Annotated in this window: 12 protein-coding genes; 10 read left to right on the top strand and 2 right to left on the bottom strand. The window is 72.0% G+C overall.

All coding sequences use genetic code 11. The features are described from left to right. Positions 1–455 precede the first annotated feature (455 nt). Positions 456–1,292 (bottom strand): HAD family hydrolase, encoded by an 837-nt coding sequence (locus tag ACFVH5_RS15145; RefSeq protein ID WP_385834128.1) that lies wholly within the window; start codon positions 1,290–1,292, stop codon positions 456–458. A 559-nt stretch (positions 1,293–1,851) separates the two neighbouring features. On the opposite strand from ACFVH5_RS15145, the gene ssd reads away from it, so the two are divergent. From ssd to ACFVH5_RS15110, 7 genes are all read left to right on the top strand, one after another. Continuing rightward, positions 1,852–2,955: a septum site-determining protein Ssd gene (ssd, locus tag ACFVH5_RS15140; RefSeq protein ID WP_384801510.1), complete on the top strand. Its 1,104-nt coding sequence runs from the start codon at positions 1,852–1,854 to the stop codon at positions 2,953–2,955. After that, positions 2,952–4,337, top strand: a complete 1,386-nt coding sequence (locus ACFVH5_RS15135) for a TadA family conjugal transfer-associated ATPase (protein ID WP_385834127.1) — start codon at positions 2,952–2,954, stop codon at positions 4,335–4,337. The genes ssd and ACFVH5_RS15135 overlap by 4 nt, the downstream gene beginning before the upstream one ends. 14 nt (positions 4,338–4,351) lie before the next feature. Then, complete coding sequence (locus ACFVH5_RS15130) at positions 4,352–5,209, top strand: type II secretion system F family protein (RefSeq protein WP_385834126.1); 858 nt, start codon at positions 4,352–4,354, stop codon at positions 5,207–5,209. After that, positions 5,206–6,033, top strand: coding sequence for a type II secretion system F family protein (locus ACFVH5_RS15125; RefSeq protein WP_385834125.1), 828 nt, complete (start codon positions 5,206–5,208; stop codon positions 6,031–6,033). Before ACFVH5_RS15130 ends, ACFVH5_RS15125 begins: the two co-directional genes overlap by 4 nt. 230 nt (positions 6,034–6,263) lie before the next feature. Continuing rightward, positions 6,264–6,401, top strand: coding sequence for a DUF4244 domain-containing protein (locus ACFVH5_RS15120; RefSeq protein WP_384801522.1), 138 nt, complete (start codon positions 6,264–6,266; stop codon positions 6,399–6,401). A 13-nt stretch (positions 6,402–6,414) separates the two neighbouring features. Continuing rightward, on the top strand, positions 6,415–6,774 hold the full coding sequence (locus ACFVH5_RS15115) for a TadE family type IV pilus minor pilin (RefSeq protein WP_385834123.1): 360 nt from the start codon (positions 6,415–6,417) through the stop codon (positions 6,772–6,774). A gap of 146 nt (positions 6,775–6,920) precedes the next feature. After that, positions 6,921–7,268, top strand: a complete 348-nt coding sequence (locus ACFVH5_RS15110) for an Rv3654c family TadE-like protein (protein ID WP_385834122.1) — start codon at positions 6,921–6,923, stop codon at positions 7,266–7,268. On the opposite strand, the gene ACFVH5_RS15105 is transcribed toward ACFVH5_RS15110, so the two are convergent. After that, the gene (locus ACFVH5_RS15105) at positions 7,237–9,798 is read right to left on the bottom strand and encodes a DEAD/DEAH box helicase (RefSeq protein WP_385834120.1); all 2,562 of its coding nucleotides are present in this window, start codon (positions 9,796–9,798) and stop codon (positions 7,237–7,239) included. The two genes, ACFVH5_RS15110 and ACFVH5_RS15105, sit on opposite strands and share 32 nt — an antisense overlap. A gap of 80 nt (positions 9,799–9,878) precedes the next feature. On the opposite strand from ACFVH5_RS15105, the gene bldG reads away from it, so the two are divergent. From bldG to ACFVH5_RS15090, 3 genes are all read left to right on the top strand, one after another. Then, positions 9,879–10,220: an anti-sigma factor antagonist BldG gene (gene bldG, locus ACFVH5_RS15100; protein ID WP_003975386.1), complete on the top strand. Its 342-nt coding sequence runs from the start codon at positions 9,879–9,881 to the stop codon at positions 10,218–10,220. Positions 10,221–10,372: 152 nt separating this feature from the next. Then, positions 10,373–10,816 carry an ATP-binding protein gene (locus ACFVH5_RS15095; RefSeq protein WP_385834119.1) on the top strand — a complete coding sequence of 148 codons (444 nt, stop codon included), beginning with the start codon at positions 10,373–10,375 and terminating at the stop codon, positions 10,814–10,816. Between the two features lie 1,388 nt (positions 10,817–12,204). Further along, a complete protein-coding gene (locus tag ACFVH5_RS15090) occupies positions 12,205–14,610 on the top strand; it encodes a sodium-translocating pyrophosphatase (protein ID WP_385834118.1) in 2,406 nt (801 codons plus the stop codon). Positions 14,611–14,753 lie beyond the last annotated feature (143 nt).

The following is a 14,753-nucleotide window of genomic DNA, read 5'->3' as shown; positions in this document are numbered from 1 at the left end:
GCGCTTCTGCGTGGCGCGTAATATGTTCCACACGCGGTGCTGGGGTGCGGCCGGGGCCCCTCAACTGGTTGGGGGGGTTCGTTTTTCCGTTCCCGCCGCCGACATGTCCACCGGGTTACCAAGCGTCCTCGGAGTGTTGCCCATCAGGTCGGGAACTGTTGCCCGTCGCCTGGTGCGGCTGGCCCGTAATCGACGGGTCGACGTCGCGTGGGTGCCCTGTGTTCATGCGCGGTCCGTGGGGCCTCGGTTGCGTTTGAAGGTGATCCTTTCGGATGTCCTTGGTCTCGCGGGCCGTTAATCCCTTTGTACTCCTGGTCCGGGGCAAGTGGAACCCCCCGCTGTACTTCTTTACTTTTGCTGCCAAAGCAGAACGAATCGGGCGGTCGACTCGGAAGAGTGAACAAGGAGAGGCCCATGAAGGGCGAGGGGACGGAAGTGGGGCCTCCTGGGTGGGGTCAGCTCACCGTCGCGCGGCGCCTGCTGGCGTACCAGACGAGCCCCGCGGTGGCCGCCGCCGCCCCTATGGCCGCCGCCGCGACGATGGCCGGGCGGGGCGCCACGGACAGCCGCTGCTTGAGGCGCACAGGGTGGTTGAAGTCGAGGATGGGCCACCCGCGCGCGAGAGCCTCGCGGCGCAGCGCGCGGTCCGGGTTCACCGCGTGGGGGTGGCCGACCGCCGAGAGCATCGGGATGTCGGTCGCCGAGTCGCTGTACGCGTAGCAGCGCGACAGGTCGTATCCCTCGGACACGGCCAGCTCCTTGACGGCCTCGGCCTTGGTGGGGCCGTACGCGTAGTACTCCACCTCGCCCGTGAAGCAGCCGTCGTCGCCCACGACCATGCGGGTGGCCACCACCCGGTCGGCGCCCAGGAGTTCACCGATCGGCTCGACGACCTCCGCGCCGGAGGTGGACACGATCACGACGTCCCGGCCGGCGGTGTGGTGCTCCTCGATGAGGGAGGCGGCCTCGTCGTAGATGATCGGGTCGATCAGGTCGTGCAGGGTCTCGGCGACGATCTCCTTCACCTGCTGGACGTTCCAGCCGCGGCACAGCGCGGACAGGTACGCGCGCATCCGCTCCATCTGGTCGTGGTCGGCGCCGCCGGCGAGGAACACGAACTGGGCATATGCGGTACGCAACACCGCCCGGCGGTTGATCAGACCGCCTTGGTAGAACGACTTGCTGAAGGTGAGCGTGCTCGACTTCGCAATGACCGTCTTGTCCAGGTCAAAGAAGGCGGCTGTACGAGGCAAGGAGTGGTTTTCCACGGGTTGAGCATATGCGCCCGCCATTCGGGCTAGTGTGGGACGTGTGGGTTTGCCTGAGAGAGCTCTCGGGTACACCATGGAAGTCACGGATCGTTCGCGACCGTGCTAACCCGGTTTGGCTCCTCCCCCCCCGAGTCAAACCGTGGGGACGACCCCCGCTCTCCCCCCCGGCGGGGGTCGTCGCATGTCCGGATGGGTTTTCCCGTCCGTTGTTGAGAACGCCGGGCCCCGCACTGCGGGGCCCGGCGTTTCTCTGTCTCCGCACAGGATTCGTCACTGTGTGTAGCCGTGGGGTTGCGCCAAGGAAGTCGTACAACGGTCACCGGTTTGGGTGAAGGCGATATTCACAGGCGCCGAGTTGTCCACAGTTATCGACCAAGATCCACACGATTTCCGGCTTCGCTGCACCGTGATTCCAGCGCGTACCGCTTGCGGAAGTTCATGGCCGGTTCCGTTTGTTCGGCGGCTATGGCCGGTTCGTATCGGCGGTTCATATGGAGGGCCGGATGGCCGCTCTTGCGCTGGGCGGGAATCGCGGGACCGCAGGGGTTCCGCGACGAAGCAGCGAAGGGGGCTGGAGAGCGTGGCGGGAGCCATCACACACGACCGGCCGTCGGCCGCCGAGGGGCGGCAGGGCGGACCGTTGATCGTCACCGAGGACGTGGATCTGCTGGACGACCTGCTGCGGCTGTGCGCCGCGGCCGGCGCCCGGCCCGAAGTCCACCACGGGGTGCCGGAGCGAGGCGGCGGCTGGGACACGGCACCGCTGGTCCTCGTCGGCGACGACGCCGCGCGCCGCGTCCGGGGCGCCACACGCAGACGCGGAGTCGTACTGGTGGGGCGGGATCAGGACGATCCCGGGGTCTGGAGAAGGGCTGTGGAGATCGGCGCCGACCACGTGCTGATGCTGCCGGATGGCGAACAATGGTTGGTCGACCGCATCGCCGACGTCGCCGAGGGCGTCGGACCGCCCGCCCTCACCGTCGGCGTGATCGGCGGTCGCGGAGGCGCCGGATCGTCCACGCTCGCCTGCGCGCTCGCGGTCACCTCGGCGCGCCAGGGCGCCCGCACCCTCCTTGTCGACGCGGACCCGCTGGGCGGCGGACTCGACGTACTCCTCGGCGGAGAGTCCGTCGAGGGACTCCGCTGGCCCGCCTTCGCCGCCTCGCACGGACGCGTCGGCGGCGAAGCCCTGGAGGAGTCCCTGCCCGCACTGCACGCCCTGCGGGTTCTCAGCTGGGACCGGGGCGACTGCGTCACCGTGGCGCCCGAGGCCGTCCGCGCGGTCCTGGCCGCCGCCAGACGGCGCGGCGGGGTGGTGGTCGTCGATCTGCCGCGCCGGATCGACGAAGGGGTCGCGGAGGCCCTCGCCCAGATCGACCTCGGCGTGCTCGTCGTCCCGGCCGAATTGCGCGCCGTCGCGGCGGCCGGACGGGTGGCGTCCGCGGTCGGCATGGTCCTGAGGGACCTGCGCGTCGCGGTCCGCGGGCCGTACGCGCCGGGTCTGGACGACCGGGAGGTCGCCCGGCTCCTCGGACTGCCCCTGATGGGCGAGGTGCCCACGGAGACGGGGCTGCCGGCCGCCCAGGAGCGGGGCGCTCCGCCCGGCGGAGACGGCCGCGGTCCGCTCGCCCGCTTCTGCTCGGCGTTCTGGGAGCGGGCAGCGGTCGCCGGAGGAGGCGTATGAGCGGGGGGACGGGCCTGCGCGGCGGTTCGCCCGTCCACGTGGGGCCGTCGGGGGGCAGCTTCTCCGGAGGCCGCACCGGCACGGGCCCGCGTGGCCGCCCGGGCGCGGGGCCGCCCGTGGGTGGGCGGCCGTGGGGTGGCTCGGCCTCCGACACGGGGCTGCTGGACGGGGTCCGGCAGTGGCTGGCCGAGAGCGGGGGCGAACCGACCCCCGCGCGCGTGGCGCAGGCTCTGCGGGAGCAGGGGCGGGTGCTCGGGGACGCCGAAGTCCTCGGTGCGGCCGAGCGGTTGCGGTCGGAGCTGGTCGGGAGCGGCCCGCTGGAACCACTGCTCGACGACCCCTCGGTGACCGACGTACTGGTCTCGGCACCCGACCGGGTGTGGGTGGACCGCGGCGGCGGCCTGGAGCTGACAGCCGTGTCCTTCCCGGACGCGGCGGCCGTACGACGTCTCGCACAGCGACTCGCGGCCGTGGCCGGGCGACGGCTGGACGACGCCCACCCCTGGGTGGACGCCCGACTCCCCGACGGAACCCGGCTGCACGCGGTGCTGCCACCGGTCGCCGTCGGCTCGACCTGCCTGTCCCTGCGGGTCGTACGGCCGAGGGCGTTCACCCTCGCCGAACTGGTGGCCGCGGGGACCGTACCGCCGGGCGGGGACCGGCTGCTGCGCGCCCTGCTCGACGCGAGGCTCTCGTTCCTGATCAGCGGCGGCACGGGCAGCGGCAAGACGACGCTACTGAGTGCGCTGCTCGGCCTCGTCGGGCCGGGTGAGCGGATCGTGCTCGCCGAGGACTCGGCGGAGCTGCGCCCCGACCACCCCCATGTCGTACAGCTGGAATCCAGACCGCCCAACCAGGAGGGCGCCGGCCTCGTCACGCTCCAGGACCTGGTCCGCCAGGCGCTGCGCATGCGGCCGGACCGTCTGGTGGTCGGTGAGGTCCGAGGGCCCGAAGTGGTCGCGTTGCTGGCTGCGTTGAACACGGGCCACGAAGGCGGCTGCGGGACCGTGCACGCCAACGCCGCCTCGGGGGTGCCGGCCCGCCTGGAAGCACTGGGCACGGCCGCCGGGCTCGACCGGGCCGCACTGCACAGCCAGGTGGCGGCGGCACTCTCGGTGGTGCTCCATCTCGTACGCGACCGGGCCGGGCGGCGGCGGGTCGCCGAGGTGCATGTGCTGGAGCGGGACCCGGCGGGGCTGGTCGTGACGGTGCCCGCGCTGCGATGGGGCGCGGAGGCCTTCACGTACGGGCGCGGGTGGGAGCGGCTGCGAGAGCTGCTCGGCGGCACGGGTGACGTGAGTGGCGCGGGACGCGCGAGTGATGTGAGAGGCGTGCGGGGCGTCGATGGCGTGAGCGAACGGAGGGGTGGGCGCGGGTTGTGACGGGGGTGGTCGGGATGTCTGTGGTGGTGGCCGTGGTGTGCGCCGGGACGGCGGTCTGGGTGATGGGCGGGCCGGGGCACGGGATGCGACGGGCGCGGCTGGTGTGTGCCGGTGGCGGGGCGGCGGGCATCGGGCCGCCGTCGTGGAAGCGGGATCTGCGGACCGGGGAGCGGCTTCGGCGGCTGCACGGGACGTGGGGCGAGTGGTGGGCCCTGATCGCCGGGGCGGTGGTCGGACTCCTGGGAGCGTCCGTGGTGCCGGTCGTCCTGGGGGCGCTCGGAGTACCCCTGGTACGGAGTGTCCGGCGGGCCGGAGCGGCGCGGCGGGCGCGGGAGCGGCGAGCTGCCGCGGTGATCGCGCTGTGCGGGGCGCTCGCGGGGGAGGTCAGGGCCGGACGGCAGCCGGGCGAGGCGCTGCTGGGCGCCGCCCACGACTCCGGAGGGCTCGGGGACGTGCAGGCGTCGGTCCTGGCGGCCGCGCGGTTCGGCGGGGATGTGCCGGGCGCGCTCACCGACGCGGCCCGGCGGCCCGGGGCCGAAGGGCTGCTGGGGCTCGCCGCGTGCTGGCGTGTCGCCGTGGACCGGGGCGCGGGCCTCGCGGCCGGGCTCGACCGGCTGGAGGGGGCGCTGCGCGCGGAGCGGGACCAACGCGCCGACCTGCGGGCCCAGTTGGCGGGCGCCCGGTCGACCGCGGTGCTGCTCGCGGGACTGCCGGTGCTCGGGCTGCTCCTGGGCACCGCGCTCGGCGCCGACCCGCTGCACGTCCTGCTGCACACCGGGGCGGGCCTCGGCTGCCTGCTGGTCGGCGGGGTTCTGGAGGGCGTCGGCCTGTGGTGGGCGCTGCGGATCGTACGCGGAGCGGAGGACGGATGAGTACGGAGGTTGTCCACAGGCTGGGGGCGGTGGTGTGCGTGGCGGCGGGACTGTGGGCGCTGGCCCGGTCCCTGGGAGCGGCACGGCGGAAGCGGAGGGCGCGCAGGCGGTTCGAGGCGCTGCTGACGATCCTGGCCGACGAACGCGAACCGGCAGTGGAGGCAGCCTCCTCCGGGCGGCGCTCGCAGCTGCGTGACGTGGTGCGGCGATGGCTGCCGGTGATCGGCGCCTTGAGCGCCTGCTGGGTGTTCGTCGGTGGCACGGCCGGGGTCCTGGTGGGACTTGTGGCCGCGTTCGGGATGTGGCGGTGGCAGCGCGGATCGGCGTCGGCGTCGGCGGCGGGATCTGCGGAGGGGTTCGACGCGGTACAGGCCGCGCGGCAACTGCCCCTTGCCGCCGATCTGCTGGCCGCCTGCATCGCGGCGGGCGCGAGCCCCGTCATGGCCGCACGGGCGGTGGGGGAGGCGCTGGAGGGACCCGTGGGGGCGCGGCTGGCGCGGGGAGCGGCCGAGGTGCGGCTCGGCGGTGAACCGGCGGAGGCCTGGCGCGCGCTGGCCGCGTTGCCAGGCGCCCGAGGACTGGCCCGGCTGCTGGAGCGGGCCGGCGAGTCGGGAGTACCGGCGGCGGTACCGGTCGCTCGTGTCGCCTCCGAGGCCCGCGCGGAACGGGGGCGCGCCGCAACGGCTCGGGCGCGACGGGCGGGCGTCCTGATCACCGCTCCCGTCGGGCTGTGCTTCCTGCCCGCGTTCATCGCGATCGGCGTACTGCCGGTGGTGCTCGGGCTGGCGAGCGGGGTGCTGGGTGGGGGCCTTGGGCGGGGGTGATGGCTGACGGGCGGAACCACGGGTGAGCAAGGTCAGAGGCCGAAGGTCGAAAGTCGAAAGTCGAAAGCCAAGGTCAAACGTCAGAGGCCAGACGTCAAAGGTCAACGGGACAGAGCTGTACGGGGGTTCGGATGGGTAAGGCAGTGCGGGTTCGGGTTCGGGTGCGGGCGTGGGTTCTGGAGGGCTGGGCCCGGGTGGGACGGGCAGGGGCGGGGCGGAGGGACGCCGGGATGGTCACCTCCGAGTACGCGATGGGGCTGATCGCGGCGGTGGGGTTCGCCGCGCTGCTCTACGAGGTGCTGACCAGCGGGCAGGTGCGCGGGGTTCTGCAGGACATCGTGGGGCGGGCGCTCAGTGGGAGGTTCTGAGGCGGGCGCGCGCGTGGGTTCGTCGGCCCGGGACCGCGGTTTCGTGACGGCGGAGGCGGCCGTGGTGCTGCCGGTGCTGGTGGCGTTCACGATGGCACTGGTCTGGGCGTTGCTGGCCGCGACCGCGCTGATCCAGTGCGTGGACGCGGCCCGGGCCGGCGCTCGCGCGGCGGCCCGGCAGGAACCGCCGGGCACGGTGCTGGAGACCGCCCGCCAGGCGGCGCCGAGCGGCGCCGGCGTCTCCGTCCGGCGCGAGGGCGACCTGGTACGCGTCCGGGTCGAGGCCACGACCCCCGGCCCCGACGCGCTGACCCTCGACCTCACACAGGAGGCAGTCGCCCTGGCGGAGGAGACGGTCGGGGCGGCCCGGTGAGGGGGGCGGAGAGGGCCAGGAGGACGGAGAAGGCCAGGAGGACGGAGGAGGTCAGAAGGACGGGGGAATCCGGACGGGCCGGCCTCGGGAGATGGCGTACGAGGTCGTGTGGGCCGGGGCTCGCTTCGGACCGGGGGTCGGCGACCGTGTGGGCCGTCGGCGCGATCGCGGTGCTGTGTGTGGTCTTCGGTGCCGTGCTGGCGATGGGACAGGCGGTGGTGGTCCGTCATCGTGCGGGCGGCGCGGCCGACTTGGCGGCGCTCGCGGCGGCCGACCACTGGACGGACGGCGGGACGGAGGCCTGCGCCCGGGCGGACCGCGTGGCACGGGCGCAGGGCACCCGGATCGTGCGGTGCGCCGTCCGGGGCGAGATCGCGGACGTCACGGTCGAGGCGGGACGGGGGCCGCTGACGGCCGAGGTCAGGTCACGGGCAGGCCCGCCGGGACCCATGGCCCCGGGGCTTAGGGCCCGGCCGCGGGATCGGTCGCGGTGACGGCGTCCGGCTGCCGGCCGTCGCCCTGTCGCTGCGCCTCCTCGGGGAGAACTTCCCCGGGGGCCGGTGGTTCCTCCGGTGCTGCCGGTGCTCCCTGCAGCAGAACTGTCAGCAGCCGGACGGCTCCCCGCTTGTGCAGCGGCTCGTTGCCGTTGCCGCACTTGGGCGACTGGATGCAGGACGGGCAGCCGGCGTCGCACTCGCAGGAGGCGATGGCCTGGCGGGTGGCGGTGAGCCATTCGCGGGCGGTGTGGAAGGCGCGCTCCGCGAAGCCCGCGCCGCCGGGATGGCCGTCGTAGACGAAGACCGTGGGCAGGAGGGTGTCCGGGTGCAGCGGGACGGAGACGCCGCCGATGTCCCAGCGGTCGCAGGTGGCGAAGAGCGGCAGCATGCCGATCGAGGCGTGCTCGGCGGCGTGCAGGGCGCCGCCCAGGATCTCGGGGTTCACCCGGGCGGCGTCGAGCTGGTCCTCGGTGACCGTCCACCACACGGCGCGCGTACGGAGTGTGCGGGGAGGCAGATCGAGTTTCGTCTCGCCGAGCACCTCGCCGGTCATGAGACGACGACGCAGGAAGGAGACGACCTGATTGGTGACCTCGACGGAGCCGTAGCACAACCGGCCGTCGCCCCAAGGGATTTCGACGTCCGTCTCCAGGACGGAGATGGCCGTGGTGTCACGGGCGACCGTCGAATACGGCGGGTTGGCCTCCGTGACCAGCGCGACCGAATCGTCCAGGTGCAGCTCGTCGACCAGGTACGTACGGCCCTGGTGGAGGTGGACCGCGCCTTCGTGGACGGTGGTGTGCGCGGCCCCGGCGTCGACCGTGCCCAGCAGCCGTCCGGAGCCGGACTCCACGATCTGCACCGGGTTGCCGCCTCCGCCGCGGATGTCGGTCAGGTCGGCGGCCCGTTCCCGGCGGGTCCAGTGCCACGCCTTCGTGCGGCGGCGGAGCAGTTTCGCGGCCTCCAGCTGCGGCATCAGGTCGGCGGTGGCCGGGCCGAAGAGATCGAAGTCCTCCTCGGTGAGGGGGAGTTCGGACGCCGCGGCGCACAGGTGGGGCGCGAGGACGTACGGGTTGTCCGGGTCGAGGACGGTGGACTCCACCGGCTGGTCGAACAGGGCTTCCGGGTGATGGACGAGGAAGGTGTCCAGCGGATCGTCACGGGCGACCAGTACCGCGAGCGCCCCCTGTCCGGAGCGGCCCGCGCGGCCGGCCTGCTGCCAGAGGGACGCACGGGTGCCCGGGTAGCCGGCGATGACGACGGCGTCCAGGCCGGAGACGTCGATGCCCAGTTCGAGAGCGGTGGTGGCGGCGAGGCCGAGGAGTTCGCCGGAGTGGAGGGCGTGTTCGAGGGCGCGGCGTTCCTCGGGGAGGTAGCCGCCGCGGTAGGCAGCGACGCGGCGGGCCAGGGAGCGATCGATCTCGGAGAGCCGTTCCTGGGCGATCACCGAGATCAACTCGGCCCCGCGGCGGGACCGTACGAAGGCGACCGAGCGGACGCCCTGCACGGTCAGGTCGGTGAGGAGGTCCGCGGTCTCGGCGGTGGCGGAGCGGCGGACCGGGGCGCCCTTCTCGCCGTGCAGGTCGGTGAGGGGCGGTTCCCAGAGGGCGAAGACCAGTTCCCCGCGGGGCGAGGTGTCGTCGGCGACCTCCACCACGGGCAGGCCGGTGAGGCGGGAGGCGGCGACGGACGGCTCGGCGGCGGTCGCGGAGGCCATGAGGAAGACGGGTGAGGAGCCGTAACGGGCGCACAGGCGGCGCAGCCTGCGCAGCACTTGGGCGACGTGCGACCCGAAGACGCCCCGGTAGGTGTGGCACTCGTCGATGACGACATAGCGCAGGGCACGCAGGAAGGAGGCCCACCGGGGGTGGGAGGGGAGTATCCCGCGGTGCAGCATGTCGGGGTTGGTGAGGACGTAGTTGGCGTACTGGCGCACCCACTCGCGTTCCTCGACGGGAGTGTCCCCGTCGTAGACCGCGGAACGGACGGCGTGGCCCAGCGGATGTGAGAGTTTTTTCACGGACCGGCGCTGGTCCGCGGCGAGAGCCTTGGTCGGAGCGAGGTAGAGGGCGGTCGAGCCGCGGCCGTTCGGCGCCTCGGAACCGTCGAGGAGTGTCGACAGAACCGGGACGAGATACGCCAGGGACTTGCCGGAGGCCGTACCCGTGGAGACGATCACCGATTCGCCGTCCAGGGCGTGCTCGGCAGCGAGTGCCTGGTGGGCCCAGGGGTGTTCGATACCGGCGGACTGCACCGCCGCGACGACCTCCGAACGGATCCGGTCGGGCCACACGGCATGGCGACCCTCACGTGGGGGCAAGTGCTCCGTATGAGTGATGCGCGAAGCCCGGCTCGGCCCAGAGGCCAGCCGGTCCAGGATCTCGCCCGGCGAGGGGCGGGAGGCGGTGTCCGTCGAGGTTCGATCGGGTCGGAGATTATTGGCCATCGGCATCGAGTGTGTCACCGGCATGACGGACAATGGGCCCAAGGCGTCGTGCACGCCTGCCGGTAAGTGATTGAATGCCATCGCGGCTGGCGAACCGTCCCGGGGGCTCCGCCGAGGTGTCCCTTGGGATGACCGCTCGATAGCAAGGTGCTGGAGGATCCGTGGACCTGTCCCTGTCGACCCGTACCGTCGGCGATCGTACGGTCGTCGAGGTCGGTGGCGAAATCGATGTATATACCGCGCCCAAGTTGCGCGAACAGCTGGTCGAGCTGGTGAACGACGGCAGTTTCCACCTTGTCGTCGACATGGAGGGCGTGGACTTCCTCGACTCGACCGGTCTCGGCGTGCTGGTGGGCGGCCTGAAGCGGGTGCGTGCCCATGAGGGTTCGCTCCGTCTGGTCTGCAACCAGGAGCGCATTCTGAAGATCTTCCGCATCACCGGTCTCACCAAGGTGTTCCCGATCCACACCTCGGTCGAAGAAGCGGTGGCGGCCACCGACTGAGCGGCCACGGTCCGGCCCGTCCCTGCTGACTGGCCGGTCAGCCGTCACAGCCGAATCCCGGGCACGGCCCGGGAGGCAGAAGTCAATGGAGGGGGGTCAGGTCTCGGCGACCCGACCCCCCGACCGCACGCCCGTAGTTCCGAGGGGGATGCATGGCCACCGTTGAACTCCGCTTCAGCGCGCTGCCCGAGCACGTCAGGACCGCCCGACTGGTGGCGGCAGCGGTGGCGCGCAGGGCCGGAGTGGACGAGGCCGTCCTCGACGAGGTCAGGCTCGCCGTGGGCGAAGCCTGCACACGGGCCGTCGGCCTGCACCAAAGCGCCGGAATCTCGGCGCCGGTGCGGGTCTCGCTGATCGAGGAGGAGAAGCTGTTCTCCATCGAGGTCGGTGATGAGGCGCCGCACACGGTTCCCGGTGAGAAGTCGCCGGGCGCCCATGGCGGAGCCGACGGCGCGGACGTCGAGACCGAAGAGGACGAGATGGGCCTCGCGGTCATCAGCGGCCTCGTCGACGACGTGGAAGTGACCGCCGGTGAGAACGGCGGACTGATCAGGATGAGCTGGCCCACCACGCCGCCGGCCATGCTCGTTCCCTGATCCACCCCTCTTGGTACTGCCTGAACCTTTGCGAAAGGGCCCTGCTCACCAGGGCCCTTTGGCATGTCCGGCCGCTGTCCGGCCACGCGGCCGAAGCGTCGCCGGACAACGGCCGCGCTGTTGCCCGGCCCCGCTGCTGCCCAGCGAGACCGACCAGCCACGGCGGCGGCCTCGCTGACCGCGCCGCCGCCTCGCTGCGCCGGCTGAGCAGTCGGCAAAGCGGTTCTGTCGGCCGACGGCACTGCCTTGTCGGCCGCACCGCCTCGCCGACCGTGCTGCCGCCCGTCCCTGGTGGCCGCCTGGTCTCGCTGGACGCGTCGGCTCGCTGGTCGACCCGGGACCCGCCTCGCGCGGTCCGCGCCGTCGCGTGGGTCTGCTGGTCGGCGGCGACCCCGCCGTCGCTCAGGCGCCCTCTCCGGCACGTCTGTCCCCGGGCGGGGGGTTTCCCGCGGCTCCGCGTCGGACGCCCCCTCAGGTGTCGACAGCCGCCGTCCAGGGCCGTCTCCCGGAGGGGCGAGGGCGCCCACCGCTGCTCGGTCGGCCCATCGGCCGTATCCCGGGTTTGGTCCAGTCGCCGCTGACGACCCGTCGGGTGCCGTCCAACGTCCTCCGGGCCGCTGCCCCACCACCCCTCCGCTCGCCGCCCCGACAGCCCTACCGGCCGTCGACCGACCGCCCCAGGGTTGCCCCGCCGGCCACCCGAAGATCGCCTCAGGTTGCCCTGGCGGCCACTCGACGGTCGCCTCAAGGGTGGTCGCCGGTCACCAGCCGAGGCGCCCTCGCGCCGCCCGGCCAGCCTCTCGACGGTGGCCCGTGAGTCGCCCGGCAGCCGCCCCGGGTCCCTCGTCGACTGCCCGTCGGGTCACTCGGCAGGCGTCCCCCAGGACTGACCAGCCGGCCGATCACGGCCCGATCGCCGTCCATGCGCCGCCCGATCCCTGGCCGGGCGCCAGCCGATCACCGCCCCCGCGCCAGCCGATCACCACCAGATCACCACCCGGGCGTCGCCCGATCGCCGGTCATCCGCCCCCGCTCATCCGACGGCCGTTTGCCGCCGGGACGCCACCGCTCGGCGCATGCGCGGCGCCCGTCGGCCACCCCCCCGACACCCCCGCGCCCTCCGGATCAAGCCACCCCCATTTCGTGAATGAATTCACGATCTGGATTTCGATCAACAATACGATCAGCTTTACGCGGCGCCGCACGGTAATGGACCTGGAGTCAATGCGTTTGAGGCATTACCACTTTCGGGCCCCCCGTCGATCACCGGATCATTTGCTGAAGAGCATGTGAAGGCCAATTCCGCTTACCGCGCACTGTTTTGATCAGGTTCCGGTACCTACAATCCGTCCACATCTTGAGCTCGGTCCAAGCGTCAAGGAGGACGAATGGCGGGGCTTTCTACCCCTCATCAGTTTGACCAGCCCACTACCCTCGCAGCCGCGGTACTGACGGACGACAACCGCCTCATCGTCGTGGTGATCGCGGTCGTCGCCGTTGCGGCGCTTGCCGTCGCCGGGGTCCTGGTCCGCCAGGTGCTCGCGGCGGGCGAGGGCACCGACAGCATGAAGGAGATCGCGGTCGCGATCCAGGAGGGCGCGAATGCCTACCTGGGGCGGCAGATGCGTACCCTCGGGGTATTCGCCGTCGTGGTGTTCTTCCTGCTCATGCTGCTGCCCGCGGACGACTGGAATCAGCGTGCCGGCCGATCGGTCTTCTTCTTGATCGGCGCGGCGTTCTCGGCGACCACCGGATATATCGGCATGTGGCTCGCCGTACGCAGCAATGTCCGCGTGGCCGCCGCGGCACGGGAAGCGACCCCGGCGGAGGGTGAGCCCGAAAAGGATCTCACCGCCGTCTCGCACAAAGCCATGAAGATCGCTTTCCGCACGGGCGGCGTCGTCGGCATGTTCACGGTGGGGCTCGGTCTGCTGGGCGCCTCCTGTGTGGTGCTGGTGTACGCGGCCGACGCGCCGAAGGTCCTGGAGGGCTTCGGTCTCGGCGCCGCGCTGATCGCCATGTTCATGCGTGTCGGCGGCGGCATCTTCACCAAGGCCGCCGACGTCGGCGCCGACCTGGTCGGCAAGGTCGAGCAGGGCATCCCGGAGGACGATCCGCGCAACGCCGCGACCATCGCGGACAACGTGGGCGACAACGTCGGCGACTGCGCCGGTATGGCCGCCGACCTCTTCGAGTCGTACGCCGTCACGCTCGTCGCCGCGCTGATCCTCGGCAAGGCGGCGTTCGGGGACTCCGGGCTCGCCTTCCCGCTGATCGTGCCCGCGATCGGCGTACTCACCGCGATGATCGGCATCTTCGCGGTCGCTCCGCGCCGTGCGGACCGCAGTGGGATGAGCGCCATCAACCGTGGCTTCTTCATCTCCGCGGTGATCTCGCTGGCGCTGGTGGCCGTGGCCGTCTTCGTCTATCTGCCGTCCTCGTACGCCGACCTGGACGGTGTCACCGACGAGGCCATCCTCGGCAAGTCCGGCGACCCGCGGATCCTCGCGCTCCTCGCGGTCGCCATCGGCATCGTGCTGGCCGCGCTGATCCAGCAGCTGACCGGCTACTTCACCGAGACGACCCGTCGCCCGGTGAGGGACATCGGCAAGACCTCGCTCACCGGCCCGGCCACCGTCGTCCTCGCCGGTATCTCGATCGGTCTCGAATCGGCCGTCTACACCGCGCTGCTGATCGGCCTCGGCGTCTACGGGGCCTTCCTGCTCGGCGGTACGTCGATCATGCTGGCGCTGTTCGCGGTGGCCCTCGCCGGAACGGGTCTGCTCACCACGGTCGGCGTCATCGTCGCCATGGACACCTTCGGGCCGGTCTCCGACAACGCGCAGGGCATCGCCGAGATGTCGGGCGACGTCGAGGGCGCGGGCGCACAGGTGCTCACCGACCTGGACGCCGTCGGCAACACCACCAAGGCCATCACGAAGGGCATCGCCATCGCCACCGCGGTACTGGCGGCGTCGGCGCTCTTCGGCTCGTACCGGGACGCCATCCTCACGGCCGCGAACGACGTGGGGGAGAAGGTCTCGGGCCCGAGTGCCCCGATGAACCTGATGATGGACATCTCGCAGCCCAACAACCTGGTCGGGCTCATCGCGGGCGCCGCGGTCGTCTTCCTCTTCTCGGGGCTGGCGATCAACGCGGTGTCGCGGTCGGCCGGGGCCGTGGTCTACGAGGTGCGGCGGCAGTTCCGCGAGCGCCCCGGGATCATGGACTACAGCGAGAAGCCCGAGTACGGGCGCGTCGTCGACATCTGTACGAAGGACGCGCTTCGCGAGCTGACCACGCCCGGTCTGCTCGCCGTACTGACGCCGATCGCGATCGGGTTCACGCTCGGGGTCGGCGCGCTCGGCGCCTTCCTCGCGGGCGCCATCGGCACCGGCACGCTGATGGCGGTCTTCCTCGCCAACTCCGGTGGCGCGTGGGACAACGCCAAGAAGCTCGTCGAGGACGGCCACCACGGCGGCAAGGGCAGCGAGGCCCATGCCGCGACGGTGATCGGCGACACGATCGGTGACCCCTTCAAGGACACCGCGGGACCGGCGATCAACCCCCTCCTGAAGGTGATGAACCTGGTGGCGCTGCTCATCGCGCCGGCAGTGGTCAAATTCAGCTACGGCGACGACAAGAGCGTGGGCATGCGGGTCCTCATCGCGGTGCTCTCGTTCGCCGTCATCATCGGCGCGGTGTACGTGTCCAAGCGGCGCGGCATCTCCGTGGGCGACGAGGGCAACTCCGAGCGGGTGGCCAAACCGGTCGATCCGGCGGTGGTCTCGTAGACCCCGGGCTCGGCTGAGCGGATTGCGCTCAACGGGCGGGCGGACGGCGCGTACTGACGTGCCGTCCGCCCGCCCGGCAGTGAGTTAGCCGGTGGGTACGACCATTTTCGCGAGCCATATCTCACCCCTTCCCCGCCTGGTGC

This window comes from Streptomyces sp. NPDC127119 (assembly GCF_042677425.1).
In the GTDB taxonomy this organism is placed as follows: domain Bacteria; phylum Actinomycetota; class Actinomycetes; order Streptomycetales; family Streptomycetaceae; genus Streptomyces.
The sequence above is the reverse complement of the archived record's forward strand: the minus strand, read 5'-3'. Positions and strand labels throughout refer to the sequence as shown.

Bases quoted from the DNA above. Each gene is read 5' to 3' on its own strand.
- ACFVH5_RS15090 (WP_385834118.1), top strand. From the start codon at position 12,205: ATGGCGGGGCTTTCTACCCCTCATCAGTTTGACCAGCCCACTACCCTC.
- ACFVH5_RS15095 (WP_385834119.1), top strand. From the start codon at position 10,373: ATGGCCACCGTTGAACTCCGCTTCAGCGCGCTGCCCGAGCACGTCAGG.
- ACFVH5_RS15125 (WP_385834125.1), top strand. From the start codon at position 5,206: ATGAGTACGGAGGTTGTCCACAGGCTGGGGGCGGTGGTGTGCGTGGCG.
- ACFVH5_RS15105 (WP_385834120.1), bottom strand. From the start codon at position 9,798: ATGGCATTCAATCACTTACCGGCAGGCGTGCACGACGCCTTGGGCCCA.
- ACFVH5_RS15135 (WP_385834127.1), top strand. From the start codon at position 2,952: ATGAGCGGGGGGACGGGCCTGCGCGGCGGTTCGCCCGTCCACGTGGGG.
- ACFVH5_RS15145 (WP_385834128.1), bottom strand. From the start codon at position 1,292: ATGGCGGGCGCATATGCTCAACCCGTGGAAAACCACTCCTTGCCTCGT.
- ACFVH5_RS15130 (WP_385834126.1), top strand. From the start codon at position 4,352: ATGTCTGTGGTGGTGGCCGTGGTGTGCGCCGGGACGGCGGTCTGGGTG.
- ACFVH5_RS15120 (WP_384801522.1), top strand. From the start codon at position 6,264: ATGGTCACCTCCGAGTACGCGATGGGGCTGATCGCGGCGGTGGGGTTC.